At 63.3% G+C, this 25,511-nt stretch carries 18 protein-coding genes and 1 pseudogene; 7 read left to right on the plus strand and 12 right to left on the minus strand.

The annotated features are described in order from the left end of the window. Nucleotides 1-21: 21 nt before the first annotated feature. Nucleotides 22-540, minus strand: a complete 519-nt coding sequence (locus tag HV670_RS11080; RefSeq protein WP_175104835.1) for a flavin reductase family protein — start codon at nucleotides 538-540, stop codon at nucleotides 22-24. Between the two features lie 324 nt (nucleotides 541-864). Here HV670_RS11080 and msrA point away from each other — a divergent pair, with 324 nt between their 5' ends. Beyond that, the gene (gene msrA / locus HV670_RS11085; RefSeq protein WP_246257243.1) at nucleotides 865-1,401 is read left to right on the plus strand and encodes a peptide-methionine (S)-S-oxide reductase MsrA; all 537 of its coding nucleotides are present in this window, start codon (nucleotides 865-867) and stop codon (nucleotides 1,399-1,401) included. Between the two features lie 10 nt (nucleotides 1,402-1,411). On the opposite strand, the pseudogene HV670_RS11090 reads toward msrA, so the two are convergent. The 3 genes and pseudogenes from HV670_RS11090 to pdxH all read right to left on the minus strand — a co-directional run. Continuing rightward, a pseudogene (locus HV670_RS11090) lies at nucleotides 1,412-2,491 on the minus strand (DUF72 domain-containing protein); the annotation flags it as partial. Between the two features lie 67 nt (nucleotides 2,492-2,558). Further along, nucleotides 2,559-3,773 (minus strand): SAM-dependent methyltransferase, encoded by a 1,215-nt coding sequence (locus tag HV670_RS11095; RefSeq protein ID WP_175104836.1) that lies wholly within the window; start codon nucleotides 3,771-3,773, stop codon nucleotides 2,559-2,561. A gap of 160 nt (nucleotides 3,774-3,933) precedes the next feature. After that, on the minus strand, nucleotides 3,934-4,569 hold the full coding sequence (gene pdxH, locus HV670_RS11100; protein WP_175104837.1) for a pyridoxamine 5'-phosphate oxidase: 636 nt from the start codon (nucleotides 4,567-4,569) through the stop codon (nucleotides 3,934-3,936). A 222-nt stretch (nucleotides 4,570-4,791) separates the two neighbouring features. Between pdxH and tcdA the strand changes: the two genes are divergently transcribed. Further along, nucleotides 4,792-5,670, plus strand: a complete 879-nt coding sequence (gene tcdA, locus HV670_RS11105; RefSeq protein WP_175104838.1) for a tRNA cyclic N6-threonylcarbamoyladenosine(37) synthase TcdA — start codon at nucleotides 4,792-4,794, stop codon at nucleotides 5,668-5,670. Nucleotides 5,671-5,801: 131 nt separating this feature from the next. Here tcdA and trxA read toward each other — a convergent pair whose 3' ends face one another. The 3 genes from trxA to HV670_RS11120 form a co-directional block, all read right to left on the minus strand. After that, nucleotides 5,802-6,650 (minus strand): thioredoxin, encoded by an 849-nt coding sequence (gene trxA / locus HV670_RS11110; protein ID WP_175104973.1) that lies wholly within the window; start codon nucleotides 6,648-6,650, stop codon nucleotides 5,802-5,804. A gap of 67 nt (nucleotides 6,651-6,717) precedes the next feature. Beyond that, a complete protein-coding gene (locus tag HV670_RS11115; RefSeq protein WP_175104839.1) occupies nucleotides 6,718-7,587 on the minus strand; it encodes a pirin family protein in 870 nt (289 codons plus the stop codon). Between the two features lie 132 nt (nucleotides 7,588-7,719). Further along, entirely contained in the window at nucleotides 7,720-9,432 is a 1,713-nt protein-coding gene (locus tag HV670_RS11120; RefSeq protein ID WP_175104840.1) for a glutamine--tRNA ligase/YqeY domain fusion protein, read from the minus strand. 398 nt (nucleotides 9,433-9,830) lie between these two features. Between HV670_RS11120 and ggt the strand changes: the two genes are divergently transcribed. Together ggt and alaS are read left to right on the plus strand one after the other, a co-directional pair. Then, the gene (ggt, locus tag HV670_RS11125; RefSeq protein WP_246257244.1) at nucleotides 9,831-11,633 is read left to right on the plus strand and encodes a gamma-glutamyltransferase; all 1,803 of its coding nucleotides are present in this window, start codon (nucleotides 9,831-9,833) and stop codon (nucleotides 11,631-11,633) included. Nucleotides 11,634-11,804: 171 nt separating this feature from the next. After that, the gene (alaS, locus tag HV670_RS11130; protein WP_175104842.1) at nucleotides 11,805-14,435 is read left to right on the plus strand and encodes an alanine--tRNA ligase; all 2,631 of its coding nucleotides are present in this window, start codon (nucleotides 11,805-11,807) and stop codon (nucleotides 14,433-14,435) included. 91 nt (nucleotides 14,436-14,526) lie between these two features. Here alaS and HV670_RS11135 read toward each other — a convergent pair whose 3' ends face one another. Beyond that, entirely contained in the window at nucleotides 14,527-15,447 is a 921-nt protein-coding gene (locus HV670_RS11135) for a LysR family transcriptional regulator (RefSeq protein ID WP_246257219.1), read from the minus strand. Between the two features lie 205 nt (nucleotides 15,448-15,652). On the opposite strand from HV670_RS11135, the gene HV670_RS11140 reads away from it, so the two are divergent. Together HV670_RS11140 and HV670_RS11145 are read left to right on the plus strand one after the other, a co-directional pair. Then, entirely contained in the window at nucleotides 15,653-16,690 is a 1,038-nt protein-coding gene (locus HV670_RS11140) for a threonine aldolase family protein (protein ID WP_175104843.1), read from the plus strand. Nucleotides 16,691-16,713: 23 nt separating this feature from the next. Continuing rightward, the gene (locus HV670_RS11145) at nucleotides 16,714-16,941 is read left to right on the plus strand and encodes a sulfurtransferase TusA family protein (protein WP_175104975.1); all 228 of its coding nucleotides are present in this window, start codon (nucleotides 16,714-16,716) and stop codon (nucleotides 16,939-16,941) included. Between the two features lie 136 nt (nucleotides 16,942-17,077). Here the strand turns inward: HV670_RS11145 and galU are convergent, their stop codons facing one another. Beyond that, the gene (gene galU / locus HV670_RS11150) at nucleotides 17,078-17,959 is read right to left on the minus strand and encodes a UTP--glucose-1-phosphate uridylyltransferase GalU (RefSeq protein ID WP_175104844.1); all 882 of its coding nucleotides are present in this window, start codon (nucleotides 17,957-17,959) and stop codon (nucleotides 17,078-17,080) included. 38 nt (nucleotides 17,960-17,997) lie between these two features. Beyond that, nucleotides 17,998-20,961 carry a valine--tRNA ligase gene (locus tag HV670_RS11155; RefSeq protein ID WP_175104845.1) on the minus strand — a complete coding sequence of 988 codons (2,964 nt, stop codon included), beginning with the start codon at nucleotides 20,959-20,961 and terminating at the stop codon, nucleotides 17,998-18,000. Nucleotides 20,962-21,201: 240 nt separating this feature from the next. On the opposite strand from HV670_RS11155, the gene HV670_RS11160 reads away from it, so the two are divergent. Further along, entirely contained in the window at nucleotides 21,202-23,574 is a 2,373-nt protein-coding gene (locus HV670_RS11160) for a UvrD-helicase domain-containing protein (protein WP_175104846.1), read from the plus strand. Nucleotides 23,575-23,637: 63 nt separating this feature from the next. Here the strand turns inward: HV670_RS11160 and HV670_RS11165 are convergent, their stop codons facing one another. Together HV670_RS11165 and HV670_RS11170 are read right to left on the minus strand one after the other, a co-directional pair. After that, nucleotides 23,638-24,447, minus strand: a complete 810-nt coding sequence (locus HV670_RS11165; protein WP_175104847.1) for a BPSS1780 family membrane protein — start codon at nucleotides 24,445-24,447, stop codon at nucleotides 23,638-23,640. Between the two features lie 40 nt (nucleotides 24,448-24,487). Further along, nucleotides 24,488-25,510 carry a homoserine kinase gene (locus HV670_RS11170; RefSeq protein WP_175104848.1) on the minus strand — a complete coding sequence of 341 codons (1,023 nt, stop codon included), beginning with the start codon at nucleotides 25,508-25,510 and terminating at the stop codon, nucleotides 24,488-24,490. Nucleotide 25,511 lies beyond the last annotated feature (1 nt).

Below are 25,511 nucleotides of genomic sequence, written 5' to 3' on the forward strand. Positions count from 1 at the left end.
GGCGGATGTCCCTTCCTTGCTTCACTCGAGCGGATGGATGGTATGGAAGCGGCCGTCCTGGAACACGAGCGGTGCGACGCTGCCATCGTCGGGCGGCAGGCCGCAACGGACGACCTCGCCGACGAAGATCACGTGGTCGCCTTCTTCGTAGCGGCTGCGGTTATGGCATTCGAACCAGGCGAGCGAGCCTTCGAGAATCGGCAGGCCCGCGGTCTCGCTCGCCTGATGGTTGACGCCCTCGAAACGGTCGCCCTTGACTGTCGCGAAGCGCCGGCACAGGTCGAGTTGGGACGCCGAGAGCACGTTGACGACGTAGTGGCTGTTGGTGCGGAAAATCGGCATCGAGGCGGAAGTCGTCGCAAGACTCCAGAGAATCAGCGGCGGCGTCAGTGATACCGAATTGAACGAGCTCGCAGTAATCCCGACGAGCGCGCCCGACTCGGCGCGGGTGGTGATCACGGTCACCCCGGTCGCGAAGCGACCAAGCACGCGGCGAAATGCCACGGCGTCGAAATTGGGCTGGGCAATGGCAGGCGTCATAGGTGGAGGTTCCTGCATGCACGGCTACGAACGCTTCGAACGATGGCAATCGATGACTTTGGCGATCGTGCGACGCATGTTGAGTAAGTGTTGGCCTGACGGCCTCGCAGCGATTCTATCGGAAAGTGGTTAAGCTGAAGCCTGTGTAAGGGTTCCGGGTTGGATTCGACCAGTACGGATGAGTCCGACAGCGTGCTGTCGGGGAGTGCGGGCGACTCGATCCATGCAATCTACGAAGAGGAAATCATGACTGAACTCCATCAAACCGATACCACGGCCGGCCAGGGTACCGAGGCTCGAGCCGGCAGCGGCCGGTCCGTCGAAGTGGCCACACTCGGCGGCGGCTGCTTCTGGTGCACCGAGGCGGTGTTTCTCGACGTCGAAGGCGTGACCCGCGTCGAGTCGGGCTATGCGGGCGGCGCACTCAAGAACCCAAGCTATGAGCGCATTTGCGACGGCGACACGGGCCACGCGGAAGTCGTCCGGCTCGAGTTCGATCCGGCGAAGATCAGTTTTCGGGACATCCTGAACATCTTTTTCGCGATCCACGATCCGACCCAACTCAACCGCCAGGGTAACGATGTCGGCACGCAATACCGATCGGTGGTCTTTACGCATGACGATACGCAGCGCGAAACGGCGCTCTCGGTGATCGACGAGATTGCCAAAGCCGGGCTCTATGACGGCAAGATCGTGACCGAAGTATCGCCGCTGAACGGCAACTACTGGCCTGCGGAGCCGTATCACCAGAACTATTTTGCCCAGCATCCGACCCAGGGCTATTGTTCGTTCGTCGTTGCACCCAAAGTCGCGAAGTTCCGGCAGAAGTTTGCGAGCCGCCTGAAGTCGCGGCAAGCTTAGACACGCGGCGCTACTCCGGCTCGGCGAGGTTCGCGAGCGTGGCCAGTATCGCCTGCGCGAGCTTGACGCAACTCAGCGGGGCCGAGCCCTCGGCCTTGTTGTTGACGGTGATGAACACGGGCTGGCCCGCGATCGCATAGCGCGCAGCCAGCTCGGCCAGGGCTTCACGCGTGTTGGCGTCCTCGTCGACCAGCCGGTCGAACGGCGCGTACTGGGCCTTCGCGGTCTCGTATTCGAAGCCTGCGTGGAGGCTCCAGCGAACCACCAGCGGGCCGACTGTCTCGTCGTCGAGCAGGGCGAGGGCCGCCGCTTGCCGCAGCGGATCGGGCATCCGCGCATGGATGCCCACGCAGTAGCGGACTCCCGCCTCGCGGAGCATCCGGATAAAACGCGGCGTCAGCAGCGATGCATCGCGAATCTCGAGCGCATAGACTGGTTGGCCCGGATAGGCATCGAGCGCTGGCAGTAGACGGAAGAAATCGCCAAGCCGTTCGATCAGGCCGGCGGGGTCGGCGAGCATTGGCGGGGTCATCGGCGAGAGCTGGAAGACCAGCGCGCCAGCTTTTCGGCCAAGCCCCTCGAGGCAGGGAACCACGAATTCGTCGCGTGCGAGCGCCGGGTCGAGGAAGGTGGGGTTCGGCGCAAGCGTACCGCCGCGCGGACCGCGTAGGGCCGCGTCGCAAACCGATGCGGGGGCCTTGACGACGAAGCGGAAGGCGTCGGGCACCTGTGCCGCATGGCGGGCGTATTGGGCCACCGTCAGCGGCGCATAGAACGATCGATCGATCCCGACGCAGCCGAGCACCGGATGCTGTCCGTAAGCGTGAAGACCTTCGCGCGAGAGCTTGGTAGGGGAGACGTCGTCGCGGTAGACGAGTCCACGCCAGCCTGGAAACGACCACGTCGAGGTGCCGAGATGGATCTCGCCGGGCAAGGCCTCACCGAGCGCGACCAGCGTTTCGTCGAAATCGGGCGCCACGACGGGTGCGCCCCGTCTTGGGCCCGTGGGCTGCGGTGTGCCGCGTTTCCTGCGAGGAGAGGGGGCGCTGTCAGCCGGAGCCGCCGCCGCCGGCACGGCCGGCACAGCGGCCTCGCCGGTCCCGCCGAACAGGTCGAACTGTCCGGGGGGCCGGTGAGGTCCGGCGAATCAGCCATCGTTACAGCGGCTTGTCGTAGATATAGCGGCGCGACCACGGCAGCGTATCGGCCGGGCGTCCCGCTTTACGGCAGACAATCTGGAAGATCGACACGTCGTCGTTGGTGAACGCATAGGCACACCCTGCGAGGTACACGCGCCAGATCCGGAACTTCTCGTCGTCGACTTGCAGGCGTGCCTCGTCGGCGCGCTTCTCGAAGTTCTCGGCCCAGATGTTGAGCGTACGCGCATAGTGACGGCGCAGGTTCTCGACGTCGATCGCCTCGAGTCCGCCACGCTGCATTGATTCGAGCGCCAGGCCGATATGCGGGAGTTCGCCGTCGGGAAACACATACTTGTCGATGAATTCGCCACCGCCGAGCGAGGTTTCGCCGCTTGCCGCATCGCTCGAGGTGATGCCGTGGTTCATCGCGACGCCGTCGTCCTTGAGCAGGTCCTTCACGCGCGAGAAGTAGTCGGGCAGGTTCTTGCGTCCAACGTGCTCGAACATCCCGACGCTCGTGATCCGGTCGAACTGGCCTTGGACGTCACGGTAGTCCTGCAGGCGGATCTCGATCTGGCCTTCGAGTCCGGCGGCCTTGACGCGCGCGGTCGCAAGATCGAACTGGTTCTGCGAGAGCGTGACACCCACGCATCGGGCATTGAACTTCTGGGCCGCGCGAATCACGAGCGCACCCCAGCCGCAACCGATGTCGAGCAGGGTCTGGCCTGGCTGGATCTGGATCTTCGTCAGGATATGGTCGATCTTCTTCAGCTGCGCCGTCGCGAGATCCTCGTCGCCGTTCTCGAAATAGGCGCACGAATACACCATATTGGGGTCGAGCCACAGCTGGTAGAACTCATTCGAGACGTCGTAGTGATACTGGATCGCTTTCTTGTCGGAGGAGCGCGTGTGGGTGAAATAGCGCAACACCCGGTCGAGCTTGCGGCCCGAGGTGATCGTCGAGCGCGCAAGCGCATAGCCGATATCGATCACATCGCTGAGCTTGCCTTCGATATCGATCTTGCCTTTTACATAGGCTTCACCGAGATTATCGAGGCTAGGTGAAAGCAGGTATGGCATGGCCGATGCGCCTTTCACATGCATCGTCACCTGCGGTTCCGAAAAATTGCCAAAGTCATACTGGTGGCCATCCCACAACACCAACCGAGCCGGCAAATTAGCGGTTGCGCGCATATCGGCGACCCACTGCGCGAGTTTCTTCTCCCAGAACATGTATCTTCTCCGTGCTCAACGATACGATTCAGTGCCTGAAATGCGTAAAACGCGAGTCGCATCCCTCCCCGTGAGGGGGATGACCTGGAAACAGACTCGCTACCGCATCCCGGCAGCCTACCTATTCAAAAATGCGAAAACGACTGAAGCGGCCGCACTGTCAGGGCGATAGCCTGACGATTTGCCAATTGCCGCCGATACTGCGTGAAAACTTGATGCGATCGTGCAGGCGCGACGGACGCCCCTGCCAGAATTCGATCGCGTCCGGCACCAGCCGATAGCCGCCCCATTGGGGCGGACGTGGCGGGTGGTCGCCGTATTGTGCAGCAAATCGGACTTCGCGCGCTTCGAGCGCCGCGCGGTCCGTCACGCTGCTCTGGATCGATGCCCATGCGCCGATGCGCGATCCGAGCGGTCTCGAATGAAAATACCGGTCGCTTTCGTCGGCGGAGGTTTTCTCGACGCGTCCTTCAATGCGGATCTGGCGTTCGAGCTCCGTCCAGAAAAAAAGCAGGCTTGCATTGGGATTCTGCGCGAGATCGCGGCCCTTTGCGCTTTCATAACTCGTGAAGAAGACAAAGCCCCGCGCATCGACACCCTTGATCAGGACGATCCGGTTTGACGGGCGGCCCTGCGCGTTGACCGTGGCCAAACTCATTGCATTCGGTTCGGGCACGTTGGCGGCCTGGGCCTCGGCAAACCACTTCTCGAACTGCTGAATGGGATCGGGGTCGACATCCGTTTCCGACAGCGAGTCGCGTGCATATGTCTGGCGAAGGTCGGCAAGGGAAGTCACGATTGTTGCGCGTGCGCTTAAAGTCTTGAAAGTATAGCCAATGGATATCGAGTTGGCAGGCTAGGGCTTCCTCAGGAAAGCTCGCACAATACGCGGTGGGCGCAACAGGGCGATTTGTACAATTTCCGGCACAATATCGTCAGGAGCGGCGCGACCGCCTTGAGCGCATGGTCCAACGCCTGCTTTGTATCTGTTTTTGCAGACCTGCTTTTTTGAGTTCCCATGTCCGACTCGACAACAATCGCGAATTCTACTACCGCGTTGCCCAGCCTTGCAGGCGACCTCGCGCCTGCGCCGGACTTCGACCTGCCCGACCGTGCGCGGCGGTTTGGCGGCGTCGCGCGTCTCTACGGACCGGAGGCGCTCGAGCGTTTCGAGCACGCGCATGTCGCGGTGATCGGGATCGGCGGTGTCGGATCCTGGGTCGTCGAGGCACTCGCACGCAGCGCGATCGGGCATCTGACACTCATCGACCTCGATAACGTAGCGGAGAGCAATACCAATCGTCAGATTCACGCGCTCGACGGCAATTACGGCAAAGCGAAGGTCACGGCGATGGCCGAGCGGATCACGCAGATCGATCCGGCTTGCCGTGTCACCCAGGTCGAGGACTTCATCGAGCCCGACAATATGGACCGGCTGCTCGGCGGGGGTTTTGACTTCATCGTCGATGCGATCGATAGCGTGCGAACCAAAGTGGCCTTGATCGCTTGGTGTGTTGCGCACAAACAACCGCTGATCACGGTCGGTGGCGCGGGCGGGCAGCTCGATCCGACACGCTTGCGCATCGACGACCTTGCCTTGACGATCCAGGATCCGCTGCTCGCAAAGGTTCGTGCACAACTGCGCAAGGAGCACGGTTTCGCACGCGGACCTAAGGCGCGCTTCAAAGTGCCTGCGGTCTATTCGGACGAGCCCTTGATCTACCCGGCGGTGGCAACGGCCGCCGGCAATGAGCAAGGCGGGGAGGGGCAGACAGATGCCCCGGCGCGCGGGCCGGTCGGACTCAATTGCGCGGGGTTTGGCTCAAGCGTTTGCGTGACGGCGCCCTTTGGTTTTGCCGCCGCCGCGCATGTCTTGCGGGCGCTTGCCAGGCAGTAGCTGGCGCGGCGCCATGCCGGGCGCTCTGGCCTGCGGACGGCGTCTCGGATCCGCAGCCCGGCTTCTTCGAAATCCGCCGCTGGGCGGCCAGTCCTCCAGCCGTCCAGCCTTCCATCCGTGAGACCGCCGGCCTAGTTCAGCGCCGCACTCAGCTTGCGCCGCCATGCCGCGACGAGTTCCGGCCGGCCGGATGCGAGATCGAACACCGACAACATCGTCTTGCGGCCCACATCATCCTTGAAGGTACGGTCGCGCACCACGATCTCCAACAGTTGCTCGAGCGCCGCCTCGTAGCGCTTCTCCGCGATCAGCCAGTTGGCGAGGTCGAACCGTGCATCAAGATCGGCGGGGTTGCGCTCGATCTTGCTCGACAACTCTTCGGGCGGCGGCAGTTCGGCGACCACCTCGACCGCGTCGAGCTGCGTCTTGATCGCGTTGTAGCGTGAATCGATTCCCTGCGCGATTTTCGGCGACACGCGTTCGAGTTCGGCCCGCGCGTCGTCAATCCGGTTGTCCTCGATCAGCATCTCGATGCGGTCGAGCCGCACGTCGTCGAAGCCCGGGTCGTAGGCGAGCGCGGCCTGCAGATGACCATAGGCGTCGTCGCGACGTCCTTCTTCGAGTGCAATGATTGCCGCGCGGCGTTCCGACTCGGTCGGGTTCGGCAGCAGGTTGTCGATGAACGCGCGCAATTGCGATTCGGGCAGCACACCGACGAACTGGTCGACTGGCTGGCCGTCGACGAAAGCGACGACGAACGGGATGCTGCGGATATTGAAATGCTGAGCGAGCTCGGGATTCTCATCCGAATTGATCTTGACGAGGCGGAAGGCGCCGTTGTAGTCGGCTTCGAGTTTCTCGAGCATGGGCCCGAGGGTCTTGCACGGTCCGCACCAGGGCGCCCAGAAGTCAACGAGCACGGGAGTCTGCTGCGACGCGGCGATCACATCGTTCTCGAACGTGGCCAGGGTGGTATCCATCATGTGTTCTCTCGATTCTTCAATTTGGTCTAGTTGGGGGCGCGGGTGTGCCGTTCAAGATGCGCGGTCAGTCCGGCAAGGGAATCCATTCGGTCTCGCCAGGGACCTTGGGAAAGTCTTGTGCGCGCCAGGCAAGCTTGGCTGAGTCGATCAGGTCGTGACGGCTCGACACGAAATTCCAGTCGATATAGCGTGGGCCATCGAGCGGATCGCCGCCGAACAGCATGAGGCGGGCGCCTTGCGGGCCGGCGCGCAATTCGACTGCCGCATCGCGCACGAGCAATGCGACATGGTGAGTGCCAAGCGATGTCCCGTCGATCGCGAGCTCGCCGTCGATCAGGTAGATGCCGCGCTCGACATGCTCGGCCGGGACCGTCAGCGATGCGTCCGCACCCAGACAGACCGCGACGTAGAGCGTGCGCGACGCCGTCTCGACAGGAGAGCGCACGCCGAACGCATCGCCGGCGATCACGTGAAGCGTCGCGCCATCGCGCGTCAGCAAGGGGATGTCGGCGGCCGGGTAGTGGCGGAACCAGGGTTCGGTCTGCTCGTCTTCGGCCGGCAGCGCAATCCAGGTCTGGATGCCGTGGACTTTCCCGCCCGACTGGCGCAGGTCGTCGGGCGAACGCTCCGAGTGGGTGATGCCCTTGCCCGCGCTCATCCAGTTCACATCACCAGGCTCGATTCGCTGGACGGTACCGAGACTGTCACGATGCATGAAGGCGCCGTCGAACAGATAGGTGACTGTCGCCAGGCCGATATGCGGATGCGGCCGCACGTCGAGGCCACGGCCCGGCTCGATTTCGACCGGGCCCATATGATCGAAAAACACGAAGGGCCCGCAGGCCCGATGTCCGCGTTGCGGGAGCAGCCGGCGCACCGGCACGCCGATATCCTGATTGCGGGGCTCGAGCACGACTTCGATCGAAGCGGCCATCGTCTGTCTCCGGCAATTGAGAGGGAAGCTTCATTCTAGCTTGCGGCGCGTGAACCCTGGGCGGTGGCTCGCGCAGCGTGTCGACGAAAAAAAACCGCGCTGGGTCGCGCGGTTTCATGCACGGCCAGTGCCTTACCGTCCCCAGCTGTCCTTCAGGCTGACGATGCGGTTGAATACAGGCTTGCCCGGTTGCGAATCGATCTTGTCCGCGACGAAGTAGCCGTGCCGTTCGAATTGCAGGTGGTCTTCGGCGTTCATAACGGCGGCGCCCGGTTCGAGGAAAGCCTTGACGACGCGCTTCGAGTTCGGGTTCAGCACCGTCAGGTAGTCGCGCCCGCCCGCATCGGGCTGGGGTTCGGCGAACAGCCGGTCGTAGAGCCGCACCTCGGCCTCATACGCATGCGTCGCGCTGACCCAGTGGATATTGCCCTTCACCTTGTAGTTGTTCGACCCTTCGGTGCCCGATTTGCTGTCCGGGAAGTAGTTGCAATGCACCGCAACCACGTTGCCGTTCTCGTCCTTGTCGCAGCCCGTGCACTCGATGACGAAGCCATAACGCAGCCGTACCTTGTTGCCCGGGAACAGCCGGAAATAGCCCTTGGGCGGATGCTCGTCGAAGTCCTCGCGTTCAATCCACAGTTCGCGCGAGAACGGGAAGGTCCGCGAGCCGCGCTCCGGATGGTGCGGATGCACCGGTGCGCTGCACGTCTCCTCGCTGCCGGCCGGGTAGTTGTCGACGATCAGCTTGAGTGGGTCGAGCACCGCTGTCGCGCGGGGCGCGACGTTATCGAGGTCGTCTCGGAGCGATTGCTCGAGCACCCCCATGTCGATCCACGAATCCGCCTTCGACACGCCGATCCGCTCACAGAAGAGCTGGATGCTGCCCGGCGTGAAGCCGCGCCGCCGCAGTCCGACGAGCGTCGGCATACGCGGGTCGTCCCAGCCGTCCACGTGGTTCTCGGTCACGAGCTGCAACAGTTTGCGCTTGCTGGTGATCGCGTAGGTCACGTTGAGCCGCGCAAACTCGATTTGCTGCGGCAGCGGGCGCTTGAATTCGCCTGCCTGGGCGAGCTCGTCGAGCACCCAGTCATACAGGGGGCGATGATCTTCGAATTCGAGCGTGCAGAGCGAATGCGTGATGCCTTCGATCGCGTCCGAGATGCAGTGCGTGTAGTCGTACATCGGATACACGCACCACGTATCGCCCGTGCGGTAGTGATGCGCGAAGCGGATCCGGTAGATCACCGGGTCGCGCATATTGATGTTCGGCGACGACATGTCGATCTTCGCGCGAAGCACATGCTCGCCTTCGGCGAACTCACCCGCGCGCATGCGGCGGAACAGGTCGAGATTCTCGGCGGGTGTGCGGCTGCGAAACGGCGACGCACGGCCGGATTCGGTCAGCGAGCCGCGATTGACGCGCATTTCCTCGGCGCTCTGACTGTCGACATAGGCCTTGCCGCGCTCGATCAGGATTTCGGCGAATTGATAGAGCTTCTCGTAGTAATCGCTGGCGAAGTACAGATGGTTCTTATCGCCTTGCTGCCAGGTATAGCCGAGCCAGCGGACCGCCTCGACGATCGAGTCGACATACTCCATGCTCTCTTTTTCGGGGTTCGTGTCGTCGAGGCGCAGGTGGCAGACGCCGCCATAGTCGCGGGCGACGCCGAAGTTCAGGCAGATCGACTTGGCATGGCCGATATGGAGGTAGCCATTCGGCTCCGGCGGGAAGCGTGTCTCGACGCGGCCCGCCCACTTGCGGTTCCGGTTGTCTTCATCGATCACGTTGCGGATGAAGTTCGATGCTGTCGGGGCATCAGGGCGTTCGGTACGTTCGTTGCTCATGCGCGAAGAGGCTGCTCGGCGGATCGGGCGGCGAAATTATTCGCCGCGATGAAAATTCTGGATACGAAAGCGCTGCGCGCCTCCGCAAGGATAGGTCATTTTACCGCACGTGCCCCGCGCAACGGCACGAGATAATGGGCGAGGCAGCTTTGGGGCAGGCACCGGCGCCAGCTGGCATGAACTCGATCGTAACGGGGTGCCGCCCTTGCTGGATTTACCGCATTGACGGCATTTGCCGCGTTTACGTTAAGCACTTGTATTGCGCAACATCAACGATTCAAGGGAGGTAGACGATGACCGGATGGAATCACGGACTTGCCATGCGCCGACGTGCGCTCATGAAACGCGCGCTCTGGCTCGGGGCGGCGTCGCTCGCGGGTTTTGCCAACGTCTCGGGGATGGCTGGCGTTGCCGGCCTCGGCTTGACGCCGGCCGCGGCGTTCGCCAAGACACCTCATTCCGTGCTGCGCGCAAACGCGGTTGCCGTGCCGGACCACTATGCGGCAGACACGGCCCAGCAGATCTTCGCGGCCGGCGGCAATGCGGTTGACGCGGGTGTCGCGATTGCCTTCTCGCTCGCCGTGACCTATCCGGACGCGGGCAACCTCGGCGGCGGCGGCTTCATGACGCTCGTCGTCGACGGCAAACCGTACTTCCTCGACTATCGCGAGACCGCGCCCGCGACGGCCACGCGCGATATGTACCTCGACGCGAATGGGAATGTGATCGACAAGTTGAGCCTGATCGGCGCGCGTTCGGCCGGTGTGCCGGGCACGGTCGCCGGCATGTGGGAGGCGCAGCGCCGCTTCGGCAAGCTCAAGTGGAAGCAGGTCCTTGCCCCGGCGATCGGCTATGCGGAAAAGGGCTTCGTGGTCGACAAGCGGCTGGCCAGCGAGCGGAGCAGGGCAGCCGCGGAATTCAAGGGGCGCACCAATTTCGACGCCTATTTCTCGAGCCTGAGCGAGGGCGCGACATTCCGGCAGCCGGAGCTCGCCGAAACACTCGGGCGGATCGCCGACAAGGGCGCGAGCGAGTTTTACACGGGTAAGACGGCCGACATGATCGCGCGGGGCATGCGCGGCCACGGCCTGATCTCGAAGGAAGACCTTGCCGGCTACAAGGCGGTCTGGCGCGAGCCGCTGACCGGCAACTGGCGCGGCTACCAGGTCGTGACCGCGCCGCCGCCGAGCTCGGGCGGCATCATTTTGCTGCAGATGCTCAAGATGCGCGAAGACCTGATGGCGAAGTTCGCGAATGTCGAGCCGAACTCGGCGCAGTACATTCATCTGGTCGCCGAGATGGAAAAGCGCGTGTTCGCCGACCGGGCGAGTTATCTGGGCGACCCCGACTTCATCAAGAATCCGACCGCCCAGCTGGTCGACGACACCTATCTTGCCAAGCGGGCGATGCAGATCAATCCCGATGCCATCTCCAATACGCAGTCGGTCAAGCCCGGGCTGGAAGCGGATGGCGCGCCGGGCACGGCCAGCGTTTCGGGTGCTTCCTCGGCCTCGGGCGTTCCGGCAAGCATGAGTGGGCAGGAGGCTTCCACCGCGTCGGCGGTCTCGAGTGCGGACCAGGAGACGACGCCATCCTCCGAGAGCGGCGAAAAGCCGCAGACCACGCAGTTCTCGGTCGTCGACAAATGGGGTAACGCGGTCTCGAATACCTACACCCTGAACGGGCCGTTCGGTTCGGGTGTGGTCGTCGACAAGGGCGGCTTTCTGCTGAACGACGAAATGGACGATTTCTCTTCAAAGCCCAATGCGCCGAACCAGTTCGGCGTGGTCGGCTCGGACGCGAACGCGATCGCGCCGCGCAAGCGTCCGTTGTCGTCGATGTCGCCGACGATCCTGCTCGACTCGCAGGATAAGGTTGCAATGGTGCTCGGCACACCGGGCGGCTCGCGGATTCCGACGACGGTCTACCAGGTGCTCAGCAACGTCTACGACTACCAGCTCAGCTTGCCCTCGGCAGTCGGCGCATTTCGTTTCCACCACCAATTGCTGCCGGTGGATACGATCTACGTCGAGGAATCCAAGCCGGTTCCGGACGCCCAGCGGAAGCTCCTGACCGAGCGTGGCTACGCGTTCAAGACACAGGGCTTCAATGGCGACGTGCAGGCGATCCGCGTGATCGACGGCCAGCCTGAGGCCGTCGCCGACCCGCGCGGCTCGGGCGTCGGGCGCCCGATCCCCTGAGGACAGGGCGCGGCGGCCTTTGGGGGCGGGCCGTCGCGCAGGGCATTTCCCGTATAATTAGGCGATTGCGAAAAGCCGCGTCCGGTCTTCGTCGCGGCCCTTCGGCCGTGGTCGCCGGGAACGCTCCACAGACAACGCCAAAATAGCTCCACAGGTCCGCATCCGCAAGCCATGAAAGCCGCAGATATCCGCGAGAAATTCCTGAAGTTCTTTGAATCGAAGGGACACACGATCGTCCGTTCGTCGAGCCTCGTACCGGGCAATGACCCGACCTTGATGTTCACGAATTCGGGCATGGTCCAGTTCAAGGACGTGTTCATCGGTACCGAAACGCGGCCGTATTCGCGTGCGACCACCGCGCAGCGCAGCGTGCGCGCAGGTGGCAAGCACAACGACCTCGAAAACGTCGGCTATACCGCGCGGCATCACACGTTCTTCGAGATGCTGGGCAACTTCTCGTTCGGCGACTATTTCAAGCGCGACGCGATCAGCTACGCGTGGGAGCTGCTGACCACGGTCTACAAGCTGCCCAAGGACAAGCTCTGGGTCACCGTCTATCACGAAGACGACGAAGCCTACGATATCTGGGCGAAGGAAGTCGGCATTCCGCCCGAGCGAATCATCCGGATCGGCGACAACAAGGGTGCCCGCTACGCCTCGGACAATTTCTGGCAGATGGCCGATACCGGCCCCTGCGGTCCGTGCTCGGAAATCTTCTACGATCACGGCCCCGACGTCTGGGGTGGCCCGCCGGGGTCCCCCGAAGAAGATGGCGATCGCTATATCGAGATCTGGAATCTCGTGTTCATGCAGTTCAATCGCGATGCGCAGGGCAATATGGCGCGTCTGCCCAAGCCCTGTGTCGATACGGGGATGGGTCTCGAGCGTCTCGCCGCCGTGCTCCAGCACGTGCACAGCAATTACGAAATCGACCTGTTCCAGAAGCTGATCGCCGCGGCGGCGCGCGAGACCGGCATACCCGATCTGGGCAACAATTCGCTGAAGGTGATCGCCGATCACATCCGTGCGTGCGCGTTCCTGATCGTCGACGGCGTGATTCCCGGCAATGAAGGCCGCGGTTATGTGCTGCGCCGGATCATTCGTCGCGCGATCCGCCATGGCTACAAGCTTGGCCACACGACGCCGTTCTTTCACAAGCTCGTGGCCGATCTCGTTGCCGAGATGGGCGCTGCCTACCCCGAGATCGCCGACGCGCAGCAACGCGTGACCGATGTGCTGCGCCAGGAAGAGGAACGCTTCTTCGAGACGATTGCGCACGGGATGGAGATCCTCGAGGCGGCGATCCGCGAGATCGACGCGGCGACGGGCAAGCCGCGCGTGCTGGCCGGCGATGTTGCGTTCAAGCTCCACGATACCTATGGCTTCCCGCTCGACCTGACGGCCGACGTGTGCCGCGAGCGCGAGATCGCGGTGGACGAGCTGGCGTTCGACGAGGCGATGACGCGCCAGCGCGAACAGGCCCGCTCCGCTGGCAAGTTCAAGATGTCCGCCGCGCTTGAGTACAGCGGCGCGAAAACGTCCTTCCACGGTTACGAAAAGTTGATCGTCGACGATGCGAAGGTCATCGCGCTCTATGTCGACGGCACCGCCGTCGAGTCGGTCAGCGCGGGCACCCACGCGATCGTCGTGCTCGACCACACGCCGTTCTATGCGGAATCGGGCGGCCAGGTGGGCGACCAGGGCGTGCTCGGCGACGACCGCGCGCGCTTCGCGGTCATCGATACGCTGAAGGTCCAGGCGGATGTGGTCGGTCACCATGGCGAAGTCCAGCAGGGCAGCCTGAAGATCGGCGACGTCGTGAAGGCCGAGGTCGATATCGAACGCCGCTCGCGCACGATCCGCAATCACTCGGCAACCCATCTGATGCACAAGGCGTTGCGCGAAGTGCTCGGCGCGCACGTTCAGCAAAAGGGTTCGCTTGTCGATCCGGACAAGACGCGGTTCGACTTCGCGCATCACTCACCGATGAGCGATGACGAAATCCGTCGTGTCGAGGCGATCGTCAATGCGGAAGTCCTGCGCAATGCACCGGCGGTCTCGAAGGTGCTGCCCTTCGATGAGGCGGTGAAGAGCGGCGCGATGGCGCTGTTCGGTGAGAAGTACGGCGATGAGGTCCGCGTGCTCGATATCGGCTTTTCGCGCGAGCTGTGCGGCGGCACGCATGTGAGCCGCACGGGCGACATAGGCTTGTTCAAGATCGTGTTCGAAGGCGGCGTGGCCGCGGGGATCCGCCGTGTCGAGGCGATCACCGGCGACAACGCGCTTCGCTATGTGCAGGACGTTGCGGCGCGTCTTGCCGATGCGGCCGCGACGCTCAAGGTGCAGCCGACCGAACTCACGCCACGCATCGTCCAGGTCCAGGAGCAGGTGCGCGCGCTCGAGAAAGAACTCGCCCAACTCAAGTCGAAAGTCGCCTCGAGCCAGGGTGACGAACTGGTTCAGCAGGCGAGCGACGTCGGCGGTATCCAGGTGCTGGCTGCGATGCTCGAAGGCGCGGACGTCAAGACCTTGCGCGAGACGGTCGACAAGCTCAAGGACAAGCTCAAGCACGCGGCAATCGTGCTCGCGGCGGTCGAGAACGGCAAGGTCAGCCTGATCGCTGGCGTCACGGCCGATGCGAGCAAGAAGGTCAAGGCCGGTGATCTGGTGAATTTTGTCGCGCAGCAGATCGGCGGCAAAGGCGGCGGCCGTGCCGATATGGCTCAGGCCGGCGGCACCGATGCGGCGGCATTGCCGGCTGCACTCGGCGGCGTAAAGGGTTGGGTGGAAAGTCGGTTGTAAGTGTGCGGCTATGATCGGGTGGCTGGGCGCGGACATGCGTCGCGCCACCCACGACGGGCTGCGAAGACATCGCGCGGGACAGGCCGCACTATCAGGCGGCTGCCCGTGCGTTCAGACGCGCGGCGGCCTGTTCCGCGATCTGCGTCCTGAGCGCGTTCAGCGCGCTCGAAAAATGGCCCTCACGCCAGACGAGCAAGGTTTCGACGCGGCCGAGCGTGCCGAGCGAATGTACCGACACCTCCTCGAGATGGCGTACCGTCTCGAGTGTCGAACGCGGCACGAAACCGAACCCTGATCCCGCCGCGATCCACGCGAGCATGGCGTGGTAGGCCTCCACCTCGACAATGCGCTCGGGCTGTATCCCCGCATTCGCAAACCATTTCTCCCCAACTCGACGATAGCTGCAGCCACGGTCGAAGGCGACCATGGTGTCGAGTTTCAGATCGACCGGACCTAGCACCGGCGGATGGCCGTGCGGTGTGACGAGCAGCAACTCTTCGAAATACACCGATTCGCACTCGAACAGGATGAGGTCGGACACGTCGATCGGGCCGGCCACGAACATGGCGTCGAGCTTGAAGTCGCGGAGTTGTTGGATCAAGGCCTCGCTCGTATCGACGACGAGTTCGATCGACACGTCGCGCCATGTCCGGCGATAGTTCGCGAGCATCGTGGGCAGGCGGCTCGCGGCGGTGCTTTCCATCGCACCCAGACGGAAGCGTCCGCGTGGAAGCACATCACAGACCGAGCGCCGCGCTTCGCCCGCGAGCGATAACAAACGTTCAGCAAAGGGCAGCAGCTCACGTCCGGCTGGCGTTAGCGCCATGCGGCGCCCTTCGCGGGTGAACAGCCTGACCCCGAGATCTTCCTCGAGTTGCTTGATGCGGGTCGTCACATTCGACTGAACCCGGTTGAGCCGCGCGGCTGCTCGCGTTACACCGTTCTCACGAACGACTGCCCGAAATATATCCAGCGTGATGAGGTCCAGCAACTCGTTTTGAGGGCGATCCACGTGATTTGTCTTTACGTCAGGAAGCATGATCCGCAATATGAGCTTCCTTCAGATATCAGACTTGTCTGTTTCGATCGCAATCGCGTATCTAAAATGTCGTACCCCGGCGAGCGCCGCGAACATGAGCGTCTGAAAATCGGGAAGTCGGCAGGTAGGGCACGGCTCGCACTACAATAACGGTCTTTGATCCTGCGGCGGGAGCGTTATGCAGCACTTCGCATCGGATAACTATGCCGGCATTTGCCCGGAGGCGCTCAATTACCTGATTGAGTGCAACAATTCCGGCCACGAGTCCGGATATGGTGAAGACACATGGACCCAGAAGGTCTGCGATCGGATCCGCAATCTGTTCGAAACAGACTGTGAAGTGTTCTTCGTGTTCAACGGCACCGCGGCCAACTCACTTGCGCTCGCCTCACTGTGCCAGTCGTACCAGTCGGTGATCTGCCACGAGCTTGCGCATATCGAGACGGACGAGTGCGGCGGACCGGAGTTCTTTTCGAACGGTTCGAAGCTGCTCGTCGCGAAGGGTCAGAACGGGAAGCTCACCCCCGATGCGATCGAAGCGATCGTCACGCGGCGCTCGGACATTCACTTCCCGAAGCCAAGGGTCGTTTCGCTGACCCAGGCGACCGAGGTCGGTACGATCTATTCGGTCGAGGAAGTCCGCGCGATCGCCGCGATTGCCAAGCGCCGGCATCTGAAGGTCCATATGGACGGTGCGCGTTTTGCGAACGCGGTCGCGGCGCTCGGCGTGCATCCATCGGAAATCACGTGGCGCGCCGGTGTCGACGTGCTGTGCTTCGGCGGCACGAAGAACGGCTTGCCTGTCGGCGAAGCCGTCGTGTTCTTCGACCGCGCGCTGGCCGAGGATTTCGCGTATCGCGTCAAGCAGGCCGGCCAGCTGGCCTCGAAGATGCGCTTCATCTCCTCGCCGTGGCTCGGGCTGCTCGAGAACGACGTCTGGCTGCGCAACGCGCGCCATGCCAATTCGATGGCCAAGCTGCTGCGTGAGCGCGTGGCCGATATCCCCGGCGTCACGCTGATGTTCGAACCGCAGGCCAACGCGGTATTCGCCAACCTGCCGATCGTAGCGGCCAACGCATTGCGTGCGCGCGGCTGGAAGTTCTACGATTTCATCGGGGAGGGTGGTTGCCGCCTCATGTGCGCCTGGGACACGGCGCCGGAGACGGTCGAGAAATTCGCGGCCGAGCTGCGTGAATTGTGTATGGCAACCGCCTGAGACGGGACCAGAACGGAATCATGATGGAATTCGATAAAGAAGTGGACGCACGCGGGCTCAACTGCCCGCTACCTATCCTGCGGGCCAAGAAGGCCCTGGCCGATATGCAGTCCGGCCAGATTCTCAAGGTGCTGGCGACCGATCCGGGCTCGCAGCGCGACTTTGCCGCGTTTGCCAAGCAAACCGGCAATCAGCTCATCGATACCCATACCGAGGAGAAGACCTTCGTCTTCATGATGAAGCGGCGCTGACACGGTCCCGGAGAACAGCGAGCGCGTCCGATACCATGAAAAAAGCCGCCTGACGCGAGTCCGGCGGCTTTTTTCGTTGCACAAGGGCGCGGCCCGCGCCGGTCGGCGCGTACCGGCAGGGCTTGCGCAATCGTTCTTAGCTTTCCATCACAGGCGAGCGCGTGCGCAGGTATTCCTCGAACTCGTCCTTGACTTCCGGATGGCGCAGCGCGAATTCGACCGTCGCCTTCAGGTAGCCGATCTTGCTGCCGCAGTCGAAACGTGTGCCGTGGTACTTGTACGCGATGACCTGTTCGTCCTGCATCAGCGACTGGATCGCGTCCGTCAGCTGGAGCTCGCCGCCCGCGCCTGGCTTGATGGTCCGGAGATGATCGAAAATTCGCGGCTTCAGGATGTAGCGGCCGACCACGCCGAGGTTCGACGGCGCATCTTCTGGCGCGGGCTTCTCCACGATGCCCGACAGCTTGATGATGTTGCTCTCCCATTCCTTGCCTTCGACGACGCCATACGAGCGCGACTCTTCGGGCGGGATCTCTTCAACGCCGATCACCGAGCTGTGATAGTGATCGAAGGTCTCGACCATCTGGCTCAGCACCGGCGGCTCACCGTACAGCAAGTCGTCGGCGAGCACGACGGCGAACGGGTTGTCGCCGACGAGCTTCGCGGCGCAGAGCACCGCATGGCCGAGGCCGAGCGCCTCGGGCTGACGCACATAAAAACAGTCGACATGCGATGGCTTGATGCCGCGCACGAGGTCGAGCAGCTTCTGCTTGCCGCGTGCCTCGAGTTCGGCCTCGATTTCATAAGACTTATCGAAATGGTCTTCGATCGCGCGCTTGCTGCGCCCCGTCACGAAGATCATCTCGGTGATGCCGGCGGCAATCGCTTCTTCGACCGCGTACTGGATCAGCGGTTTGTCGACGACCGGCAACATCTCCTTCGGGCTAGCCTTGGTGGCCGGCAAAAAGCGTGTGCCCAGGCCCGCAACCGGGAATACCGCCTTGGTGACTTTCAGCATCTTTCAAATCCTCGCCGTAATGGTCGAACTTCAAGAATTCATGCAGGCAGGCGCGCCAACTGTGCGTGCAGCTTGGCAAGCGTCGTTTCAAAATCCGCGAGGCGCTTGCGCTCCTGCTCGACGACAGCTTCCGGCGCACGGGCAACGAAACTCTCGTTGCCCAGCTTGGCCTGAGCCTTCGTGACTTCGCCCGAAAGCCGTGTCACTTCCTTTGACAACCTTTCGCGCTCGGCCGCGACATCGATCTCGACCTTGAGAGCCAGCTTATCCGAACCCACTAGAGCAACCGGCGTGCCTGCCGCTGCCGCGTCAAGCGCGGCCTCGTCCTGCATCACCGTCACTTCCGACAGGCGGCCCAATGCACGCACGTATGGCGCGAAAGACTGGAGCTGCTCGGCATTGCCGCTTGCGAGCAGCGGCACCCGCACAGCGGGTGACAGGTTCATCTCGCCGCGCAGGTTGCGGCAGGCGTCGACCACGGCCTTGAGCTGGCCGACCCAGGCCTCGGCCGCTTCGTCGATCTTGCCCGGTTCGGCGCGTGGATAAGGCTGCACCATGATCGAAGCCGGGGCTGCACTGCTTGCGTGCGCGCTGGCGCCTGTACCGGCGTCGTCCGCTCGTGCAGTCACCTGCGGATATTTGCCGGCAAGCGGGGCGACCTTCTGCCAGAGCGCCTCGGTAATGAACGGAATCACCGGATGGGCGAGTCGTAGCGTGGTCTCGAGCACACGCAGAAGGGTCCGGCGCGTCGCGCGTTGCTGGGCCGGCGTGCCGTTTTGCAATTGAACCTTCGCGAGTTCCACGTACCAGTCGCAGTACTCGTCCCACACGAATTTGTAGATCGTGCTGGCAACCATATCCAGCCGGTAGTCGGCGAAGCCCTTCGCGACATCCGCTTCGACACGCTGCAGCAGTGAGACGATCCAGCGGTCGGCACGAGAGAAATCGAGCGTGCCGTCCGGCCCGCAATCGCCCTTGCATTCTTCCACGCCGCAGTCGTGCCCTTCGCAGTTCATCAGCACGAAGCGCGTCGCGTTCCAGAGCTTGTTGCAGAAGTTGCGATAGCCCTCGCAGCGCGCCAGGTCGAAATTGATATTGCGGCCGAGGGTCGCGAGCGAGGCCATCGTGAAGCGCAGCGCATCGGTGCCGAACGACGGGATACCGTCTGGGAAGTCCTTGCGTGTCTTCTTCTCGATCTGCTGCGCTTGCTTCGGATTCATCAGCCCGAAAGTGCGTTTCTCGACCAGCGTTTCGAGATCGATGCCGTCGACGAGGTCGATCGGGTCGAGCGTATTGCCCTTCGATTTCGACATCTTCTGGCCTTCCGCATCGCGCACGAGGCCATGGATATAGACTTTGTCGAATGGCACCTGACCGGTGAAATGCGTCGTCATCATCACCATCCGGGCCACCCAGAAGAAGATGATGTCGAAGCCGGTCACGAGCACCGACGAGGGCAGGAAGTGCTTGAGCTCGGGGGTCTGCGCGGGCCAGCCGAGCGCCGAGAAGGGCACGAGCGCCGACGAGAACCACGTGTCGAGCACATCGTCGTCGCGTCGCAGCGCGCCGGTGTACCCCGCTGCGCGGGCCTTTTCCTGTGCTTCGCCATCATCGCGCGCAACGAAGATCTCGCCGTTCTCGCCATACCAGGCGGGGATCTGATGGCCCCACCAGAGCTGGCGCGAAATACACCAGTCCTGGATGTTCTCGAGCCATTGGTAGTACGTGGTCGCCCAGTTCTCGGGCACGAACTGGATCTGACCGTTGCGGACCACTTCCAGCGAAACCTCGGTAATCGACTTGCCCGCGTGCAGCGTGCCTTCGGGCGCGGGCTTGCTCATCGCGACGAACCACTGGTCGGTCAGCATCGGCTCGAGCACGACATGGGTCCGGTCGCCGCGCGGCACCTGGAGCTTGTGCTTTTTCGTCTCGGCGAGCAGGCCGAGCGCATCGAGATCGGCGACGATCTGCTTGCGCGCGTCGAACCGGTCGAGGCCGCGGTATTGCGCGGGGGCGTTGTCGTTGATCTTCGCTTCGAGCGTGAGGATCTCGATCAGCGGCAGCTTGTGGCGCTGGCCGATCTGGTAGTCGTTGAAATCGTGCGCGGGCGTGACCTTGACGACGCCGGTGCCGAATTCGCGATCGACATAATCGTCAGCGATGATCGGAATGTCGCGGTCGCTGAGCGGCAGCCTGACGGTCTTGCCGACGAAGGCCGCATAACGTTCGTCTTCGGGATGGACGATCACCGCGACGTCGCCGAGCATCGTTTCAGGACGCGTGGTCGCAACGACGAGATGACCCGAGCCGTCCGACAGCGGGTAGCGGATATGCCAGAGCGAACCGTCTTCTTCCTCGCTCGAGACTTCGAGGTCGGACACGGCCGTCATCAGCTTCGGGTCCCAGTTGACGAGACGCTTGCCGCGATAGATCAGCCCTTGCTCGTAGAGCCGCACGAACACTTCGCGCACGGCGGTCGACATGCGCTCGTCCATCGTGAAGTATTCGCGGCTCCAGTCGATCGACGCGCCGAGCCGGCGAACCTGGCTCGTGATCGTCGAACCCGACTGCTGTTTCCATTCCCAGACGCGTTCGACGAACTTCTCGCGGCCGAGGTCGTGGCGCGAGATCTTCTGCGCATCGAGCTGGCGCTCGACGACGATCTGCGTCGCGATGCCCGCATGGTCGGTGCCCGGTACCCAGAGGGTGTTCTCGCCGAGCATCCGGTGGTAGCGCGTGAGGCTGTCCATGATCGTCTGGTTGAACGCATGGCCCATATGCAGGGTGCCCGTGACGTTCGGCGGCGGCAGCTGGATCGAGAAATCCTGACGCCCCTCGACGAAAGTCGCCCTCGCATAACCGCGCTTTTCCCACTCGGGGCCCCAGTGAGCCTCGATGGTATGGGGCTCGAAGCTTTTTGCGAGACTCGCCGGAGTCGTGTCGAGGCCCGTGGCTGACGTGTCGCTCCGGTCGCCCTGGGTCGCGCTGATGCTGTCGCTCATTGAATTCTGCGTAAGTTGGCGTGAAAGCTTGAATTATAAGGGTTATGCCGGGGGGGAACCTGTTCCGGACGACAGATGGCCGAGGCGGCAAGGGAAATGGCCTTGTTCGACAGACCCCATCGCCCCCATCGGCCCAGGCTCGCCGCGGGCACACCGGTGCGGGAATCAGGCGCCGCGCCGTCATCGGCCGCGACTTATAATGTGCAGCCGCCCTGTGACCGTTCCACGAAAAGTCCCTCCATGCCCGATCTGCTTGCCAATTTGAATCCCGAACAGCACGCCGCGGTGACGCTGCCCGACGAGCCCGCGCTGATCCTCGCGGGGGCGGGCAGCGGCAAGACACGCGTGCTGACCACGCGGATCGCCTGGCTGATCCAGACCGGGCAGGTCAGCCCGAACGGCATCCTCGCGGTGACGTTTACGAACAAGGCGGCCAAGGAAATGGTCGCGCGGCTGCAGGCGATGATGCCGATCAACACGCGCGGCATGTGGATCGGCACTTTCCACGGGCTGTGCAACCGGATGTTGCGCGCGCACTACCGGGACGCGGCGCTGCCGCAGACCTTCCAGATTCTCGACATGGCCGACCAGCTTTCGGCGGTCAAGCGCCTGATGAAGGCGCTCAATGTCGACGATGAGAAATATCCGCCGAAGAGCGTCGTCAATTTCATCAACAACGCCAAGGAGCAGGGGCTGCGGCCGCAGCAGGTCGAGGCGACCGACAGTTTCAACCGCAAGCTCGTCGAGCTCTATGAGGCTTACGACGCCCAGTGCCAGCGCGAGGGCGTCGTCGATTTCGCGGAACTTCTGCTGCGCTGCTACGAGCTCCTGTCGATGTCCGCGCCGCTGCGCGCGCATTACCAGGCGCGCTTTCGTCACATTCTGGTGGACGAGTTCCAGGATACGAACCGGCTCCAGTATGCCTGGCTCAAGATGCTTGCGGGTACGCAGGCCGCGGTCTTCGCGGTCGGCGACGATGACCAGAGCATCTATGCATTCCGTGGCGCGAACGTCGGCAATATGGCCGATTTCGAACGCGAATTCCGGGTTCAGCATCTGATCAAGCTCGAGCAGAATTACCGCTCGCATGGCCATATTCTCGATTCCGCGAACACCCTGATCGCGAACAACGCGCGTCGCCTCGGCAAGAACCTCAGGACCGATGCCGGGCATGGTGAGCCCGTACGCGTCTACGAGGCGGCGACTGATACGCAGGAAGCCAACTTCATCGTCGAGGAAATCCGCGCGCTGATCAACCAGGGCCATGCGCGCAGCGAAATGGCGGTTCTCTACCGGAGCAACGCGCAGTCGCGCGTGATCGAACACACGCTGGTCGGTGCGGGCCTGCCTTATCGCGTTTATGGCGGCCTGCGCTTTTTCGAGCGGCAGGAGGTCAAGCATGCGCTCGCCTACCTGAGGCTGATCGACAATCCGAACGACGATACAGCCTTCGTGCGCGTGGTCAATTTCCCCACGCGGGGCATCGGCGCGCGTTCGCTCGAACAGCTTGCCGACGTGGCCCGGTTGCACAACTGCTCGATGGCGGCGGCCGTGCCGTACACGACCGGCAAGGCGGGCTCGAGCCTCGGCGCGTTCAGCCGGTTGATCGACAGGATGCGCGCCGAGACGCTGCCCCTGAGCCTGCCCGAGACGGTCGACTACGTGATCCGCGAAAGCGGCCTGGTCGCGCACTATGAGACCGAGCGCGAAGGCGAAGACCGGCTCGAGAACCTGCAGGAATTGATCAATGCCGCTGCCGCTTTCGTCGGCGAGGAAGGGTATGGGCTCAATGCGCCTGCGCGTGTGATCGCCATGGCGCCCAACGCGAGCCGAGCGTTGGAGATCGATGCCGACGGCCTTCAGGTCGTCGATGCCGACGCACCCGTGGCCGACAGCATGACCCCGCTCGCGGGCTTCCTGTCACACGCCTCGCTCGAGGCGGGCGACAACCAGGCGCAGGCGGGGCAGGATGCGGTGCAGTTGATGACGATCCACGCGGCCAAGGGGCTCGAATTCACCGCGGTGTTCATCACCGGTCTTGAAGAGGGCCTGTTCCCGCATGAGAATTCGGCCCTCGAGCAGGATGGCCTCGAGGAAGAGCGGCGCCTGATGTATGTCGCGATCACGCGGGCGAAGGAACGTCTGTATCTGTCGTTCACACAGAGCCGGATGCTGCATGGCCAGACGCGCTACAACGTCCGCTCGCGGTTCTTCGACGAGCTGCCGCCCGAATCGCTCAAGTGGCTGACGCCGAAGACCGAACCCGGGGCGCGCTGGGGCGGGCGATCGGACAATGCAGGCTGGGGGCGGGACTGGTTCGGCCGCTCGGGCGGCGAGCGCAGCGACGACGGCGGTCGCGGTGAAAGCGGGCGCCGTGGCGCCGATGAGGCCTACACCGGCAACACGCCGCTGCCGGCCTATGCCGACAAGCAGCGCGCGGCCGATACGGGCTTCAAGGTGGGGCAGGCCGTCTTCCATACGAAGTTCGGCGAAGGCACGATCACGGCGCTCGAGGGGACCGGCGGCGATGCGCGCGCGCAGGTCAATTTCCGGCGCAACGGGCAGAAGTGGCTGGCACTGTCGATCGCGAAGCTGCAGCCGATCGAGGACTGAGCCGCGGGAGCCGGGGCAAGCGACACAGGCCAACGGCTCAGGCCAACGGCTCAGGCAAACGGCTCACGCCACTGGCTTCGCCGGCAGCGACGGGTCCGGTGCGTCGGGCACGTCGAACGAGCCGCGATAGGTCGCATAGAACGAGCAATACAGCATGGCCATGATCGCGACCATCAGCGGGATCAGCACGATCAGCGCGAGCATGCTGCCGCCCGCGAGCGCCGCGATCTGGGTCAGCGGGAAGGTGATCGCGATATCGAGCGCGCCCCAGCACAAGGCGTAGACCGCGAACGCCCAGCGATGGCGCCAGAGGGCGACCCAGCTGAAAAACAGTGCCTTGACCGGCGGCACGTCATGCCAGGCCACGAGGATCGGTGCAAACCACATGATGGCCGAGATCGGGATATAGGCGAGCGCCGCGATCAGCATCGCGCCCGTGATCTGCGTGCCGTTCGTGAATTCGCTGACATCGACCTCGCTATTGAGCACGGCCACGCGGAACAGAATCCCGCCGTCGGCGAACGCCGAAATGCCGAAGACCCCGATCATCCCGACCACATAGATCACGCCGAGGATGAGCAGCCTGCGCGAGGTGATCTGGCCATGTTCGCGAAAACCGCTGAGCAGCACGGTCGGATAGAGGGGCTTGCCGAGGATCGCATTGCGGCAGGCCGCCATGAAGCCGACCGACATGCCGGGCACGAACAGCAGGGGCAGCAGGCCGCCGACCACCGGGACTTGCGAGACCAGCAGCCATGCGAACAGATAGGCGATCAGCAACATCATGAAGGCGGCCGGGTTGCGCCGAAACACCCAGATGCCCTGGCGGAACCACACATAGCCAGCTTTGGCAGGAACTTCTTTCAGGCGCATGGGTGGTTAGTGCACTCTTGATCAGGATAAGGGGTCGGTCCTACGACGCCGAGCCGACCGGCGCGGGCGCGCCGATCCGGTCGACAAGGATTCGTTCGAAATGACGGGGGTCGTGCGGCTTGAGCATTTCGGCCGCGCGGGGCTTGTGGAAATCGTACAGCCGCGAGACCCAGAAACGGAAGGCACCGGCTCGCAGCATATCGCGCCAGTGGCGATTCTCCGCATCACTGAGCGGACGCACGCTCTGGTAGGCCCGCACCATCTCCCCCGCACGCCGCGCGTCGAGCGCACCGCTCGCGAGATCGACGCACCAGTCGTTGACGGTGACCGCAAGGTCGAACAGCCATTTGTCGCAGCCGGCGAAATAGAAATCGAAGAAACCCCCGAGCCTGTCGCCGCTTGCCTCACTGCCGAGCAGGCCGGTCGCGCCGTCGCCGGAGCCCGCTGCGTCGCCATGCGCAAACAGCACATTGTCACGGAACAGATCGCAATGGCATGGGCCGCCGGGCAGCGCCGCATAGTCGGCCGAGGCGAAGAACGCCTGCTGGTGCGCGAGTTCGTCGAGCAGCAAGCGCCGCTGCTCGTCGTCGACCATCGGCTCGATCTCAGGCACGACCTCTTCCCACCATGACAGGCTGCGCAGGTTGGGCTGCGAGAATTCGAAGTCGCGTCCCGCGAGATGCATGCGCGCAAGCATTTCGCCGACTTCGGCGCAATGATGCGCGTCCGGTGCGAGCTGCGGTCGACCCGCGAGCTTCGTGACGATCGTCGCGGGCTTGCCGAGCAGATCGCCGAACAGCTGGCCGTCGTCCCGCAGGACAGGGTCGGGCACCGGCACTTGATGCGCGGCAAGATGCCGCATCAGGTTCAGATAGAACGGCAATTCCCCTGCGCTCAGCTTCTCGAAGATCGTCAGCACGTACTCGCCGCGCTCGGTCGTCAGGAAAAAGTTGCTGTTCTCGATTCCGGATGCGATGCCCCGGAAATCGAGAACCTTGCCGAGCGAATAGTGCGTCAGCCAGTGTTCGAGTTGTGCGTCGTTAACAGCGGTGAAGACAGCCATG

This window comes from Pararobbsia alpina, from assembly GCF_902859895.1.
Taxonomy (GTDB): domain Bacteria; phylum Pseudomonadota; class Gammaproteobacteria; order Burkholderiales; family Burkholderiaceae; genus Pararobbsia; species Pararobbsia alpina.

Bases quoted from the DNA above. Each gene is read 5' to 3' on its own strand.
- HV670_RS11080 (WP_175104835.1), bottom strand. From the start codon at position 540: ATGACGCCTGCCATTGCCCAGCCCAATTTCGACGCCGTGGCATTTCGC.
- HV670_RS11095 (WP_175104836.1), bottom strand. From the start codon at position 3,773: ATGTTCTGGGAGAAGAAACTCGCGCAGTGGGTCGCCGATATGCGCGCA.
- tcdA (WP_175104838.1), top strand. From the start codon at position 4,792: ATGTCCGACTCGACAACAATCGCGAATTCTACTACCGCGTTGCCCAGC.
- trxA (WP_175104973.1), bottom strand. From the start codon at position 6,650: ATGGATACCACCCTGGCCACGTTCGAGAACGATGTGATCGCCGCGTCG.
- HV670_RS11115 (WP_175104839.1), bottom strand. From the start codon at position 7,587: ATGGCCGCTTCGATCGAAGTCGTGCTCGAGCCCCGCAATCAGGATATC.
- HV670_RS11120 (WP_175104840.1), bottom strand. From the start codon at position 9,432: ATGAGCAACGAACGTACCGAACGCCCTGATGCCCCGACAGCATCGAAC.
- ggt (WP_246257244.1), top strand. From the start codon at position 9,831: ATGGCTGGCGTTGCCGGCCTCGGCTTGACGCCGGCCGCGGCGTTCGCC.
- alaS (WP_175104842.1), top strand. From the start codon at position 11,805: ATGAAAGCCGCAGATATCCGCGAGAAATTCCTGAAGTTCTTTGAATCG.
- HV670_RS11140 (WP_175104843.1), top strand. From the start codon at position 15,653: ATGCAGCACTTCGCATCGGATAACTATGCCGGCATTTGCCCGGAGGCG.
- HV670_RS11145 (WP_175104975.1), top strand. From the start codon at position 16,714: ATGGAATTCGATAAAGAAGTGGACGCACGCGGGCTCAACTGCCCGCTA.
- galU (WP_175104844.1), bottom strand. From the start codon at position 17,959: ATGCTGAAAGTCACCAAGGCGGTATTCCCGGTTGCGGGCCTGGGCACA.
- HV670_RS11155 (WP_175104845.1), bottom strand. From the start codon at position 20,961: ATGAGCGACAGCATCAGCGCGACCCAGGGCGACCGGAGCGACACGTCA.
- HV670_RS11160 (WP_175104846.1), top strand. From the start codon at position 21,202: ATGCCCGATCTGCTTGCCAATTTGAATCCCGAACAGCACGCCGCGGTG.
- HV670_RS11165 (WP_175104847.1), bottom strand. From the start codon at position 24,447: ATGCGCCTGAAAGAAGTTCCTGCCAAAGCTGGCTATGTGTGGTTCCGC.
- HV670_RS11170 (WP_175104848.1), bottom strand. From the start codon at position 25,510: ATGGCTGTCTTCACCGCTGTTAACGACGCACAACTCGAACACTGGCTG.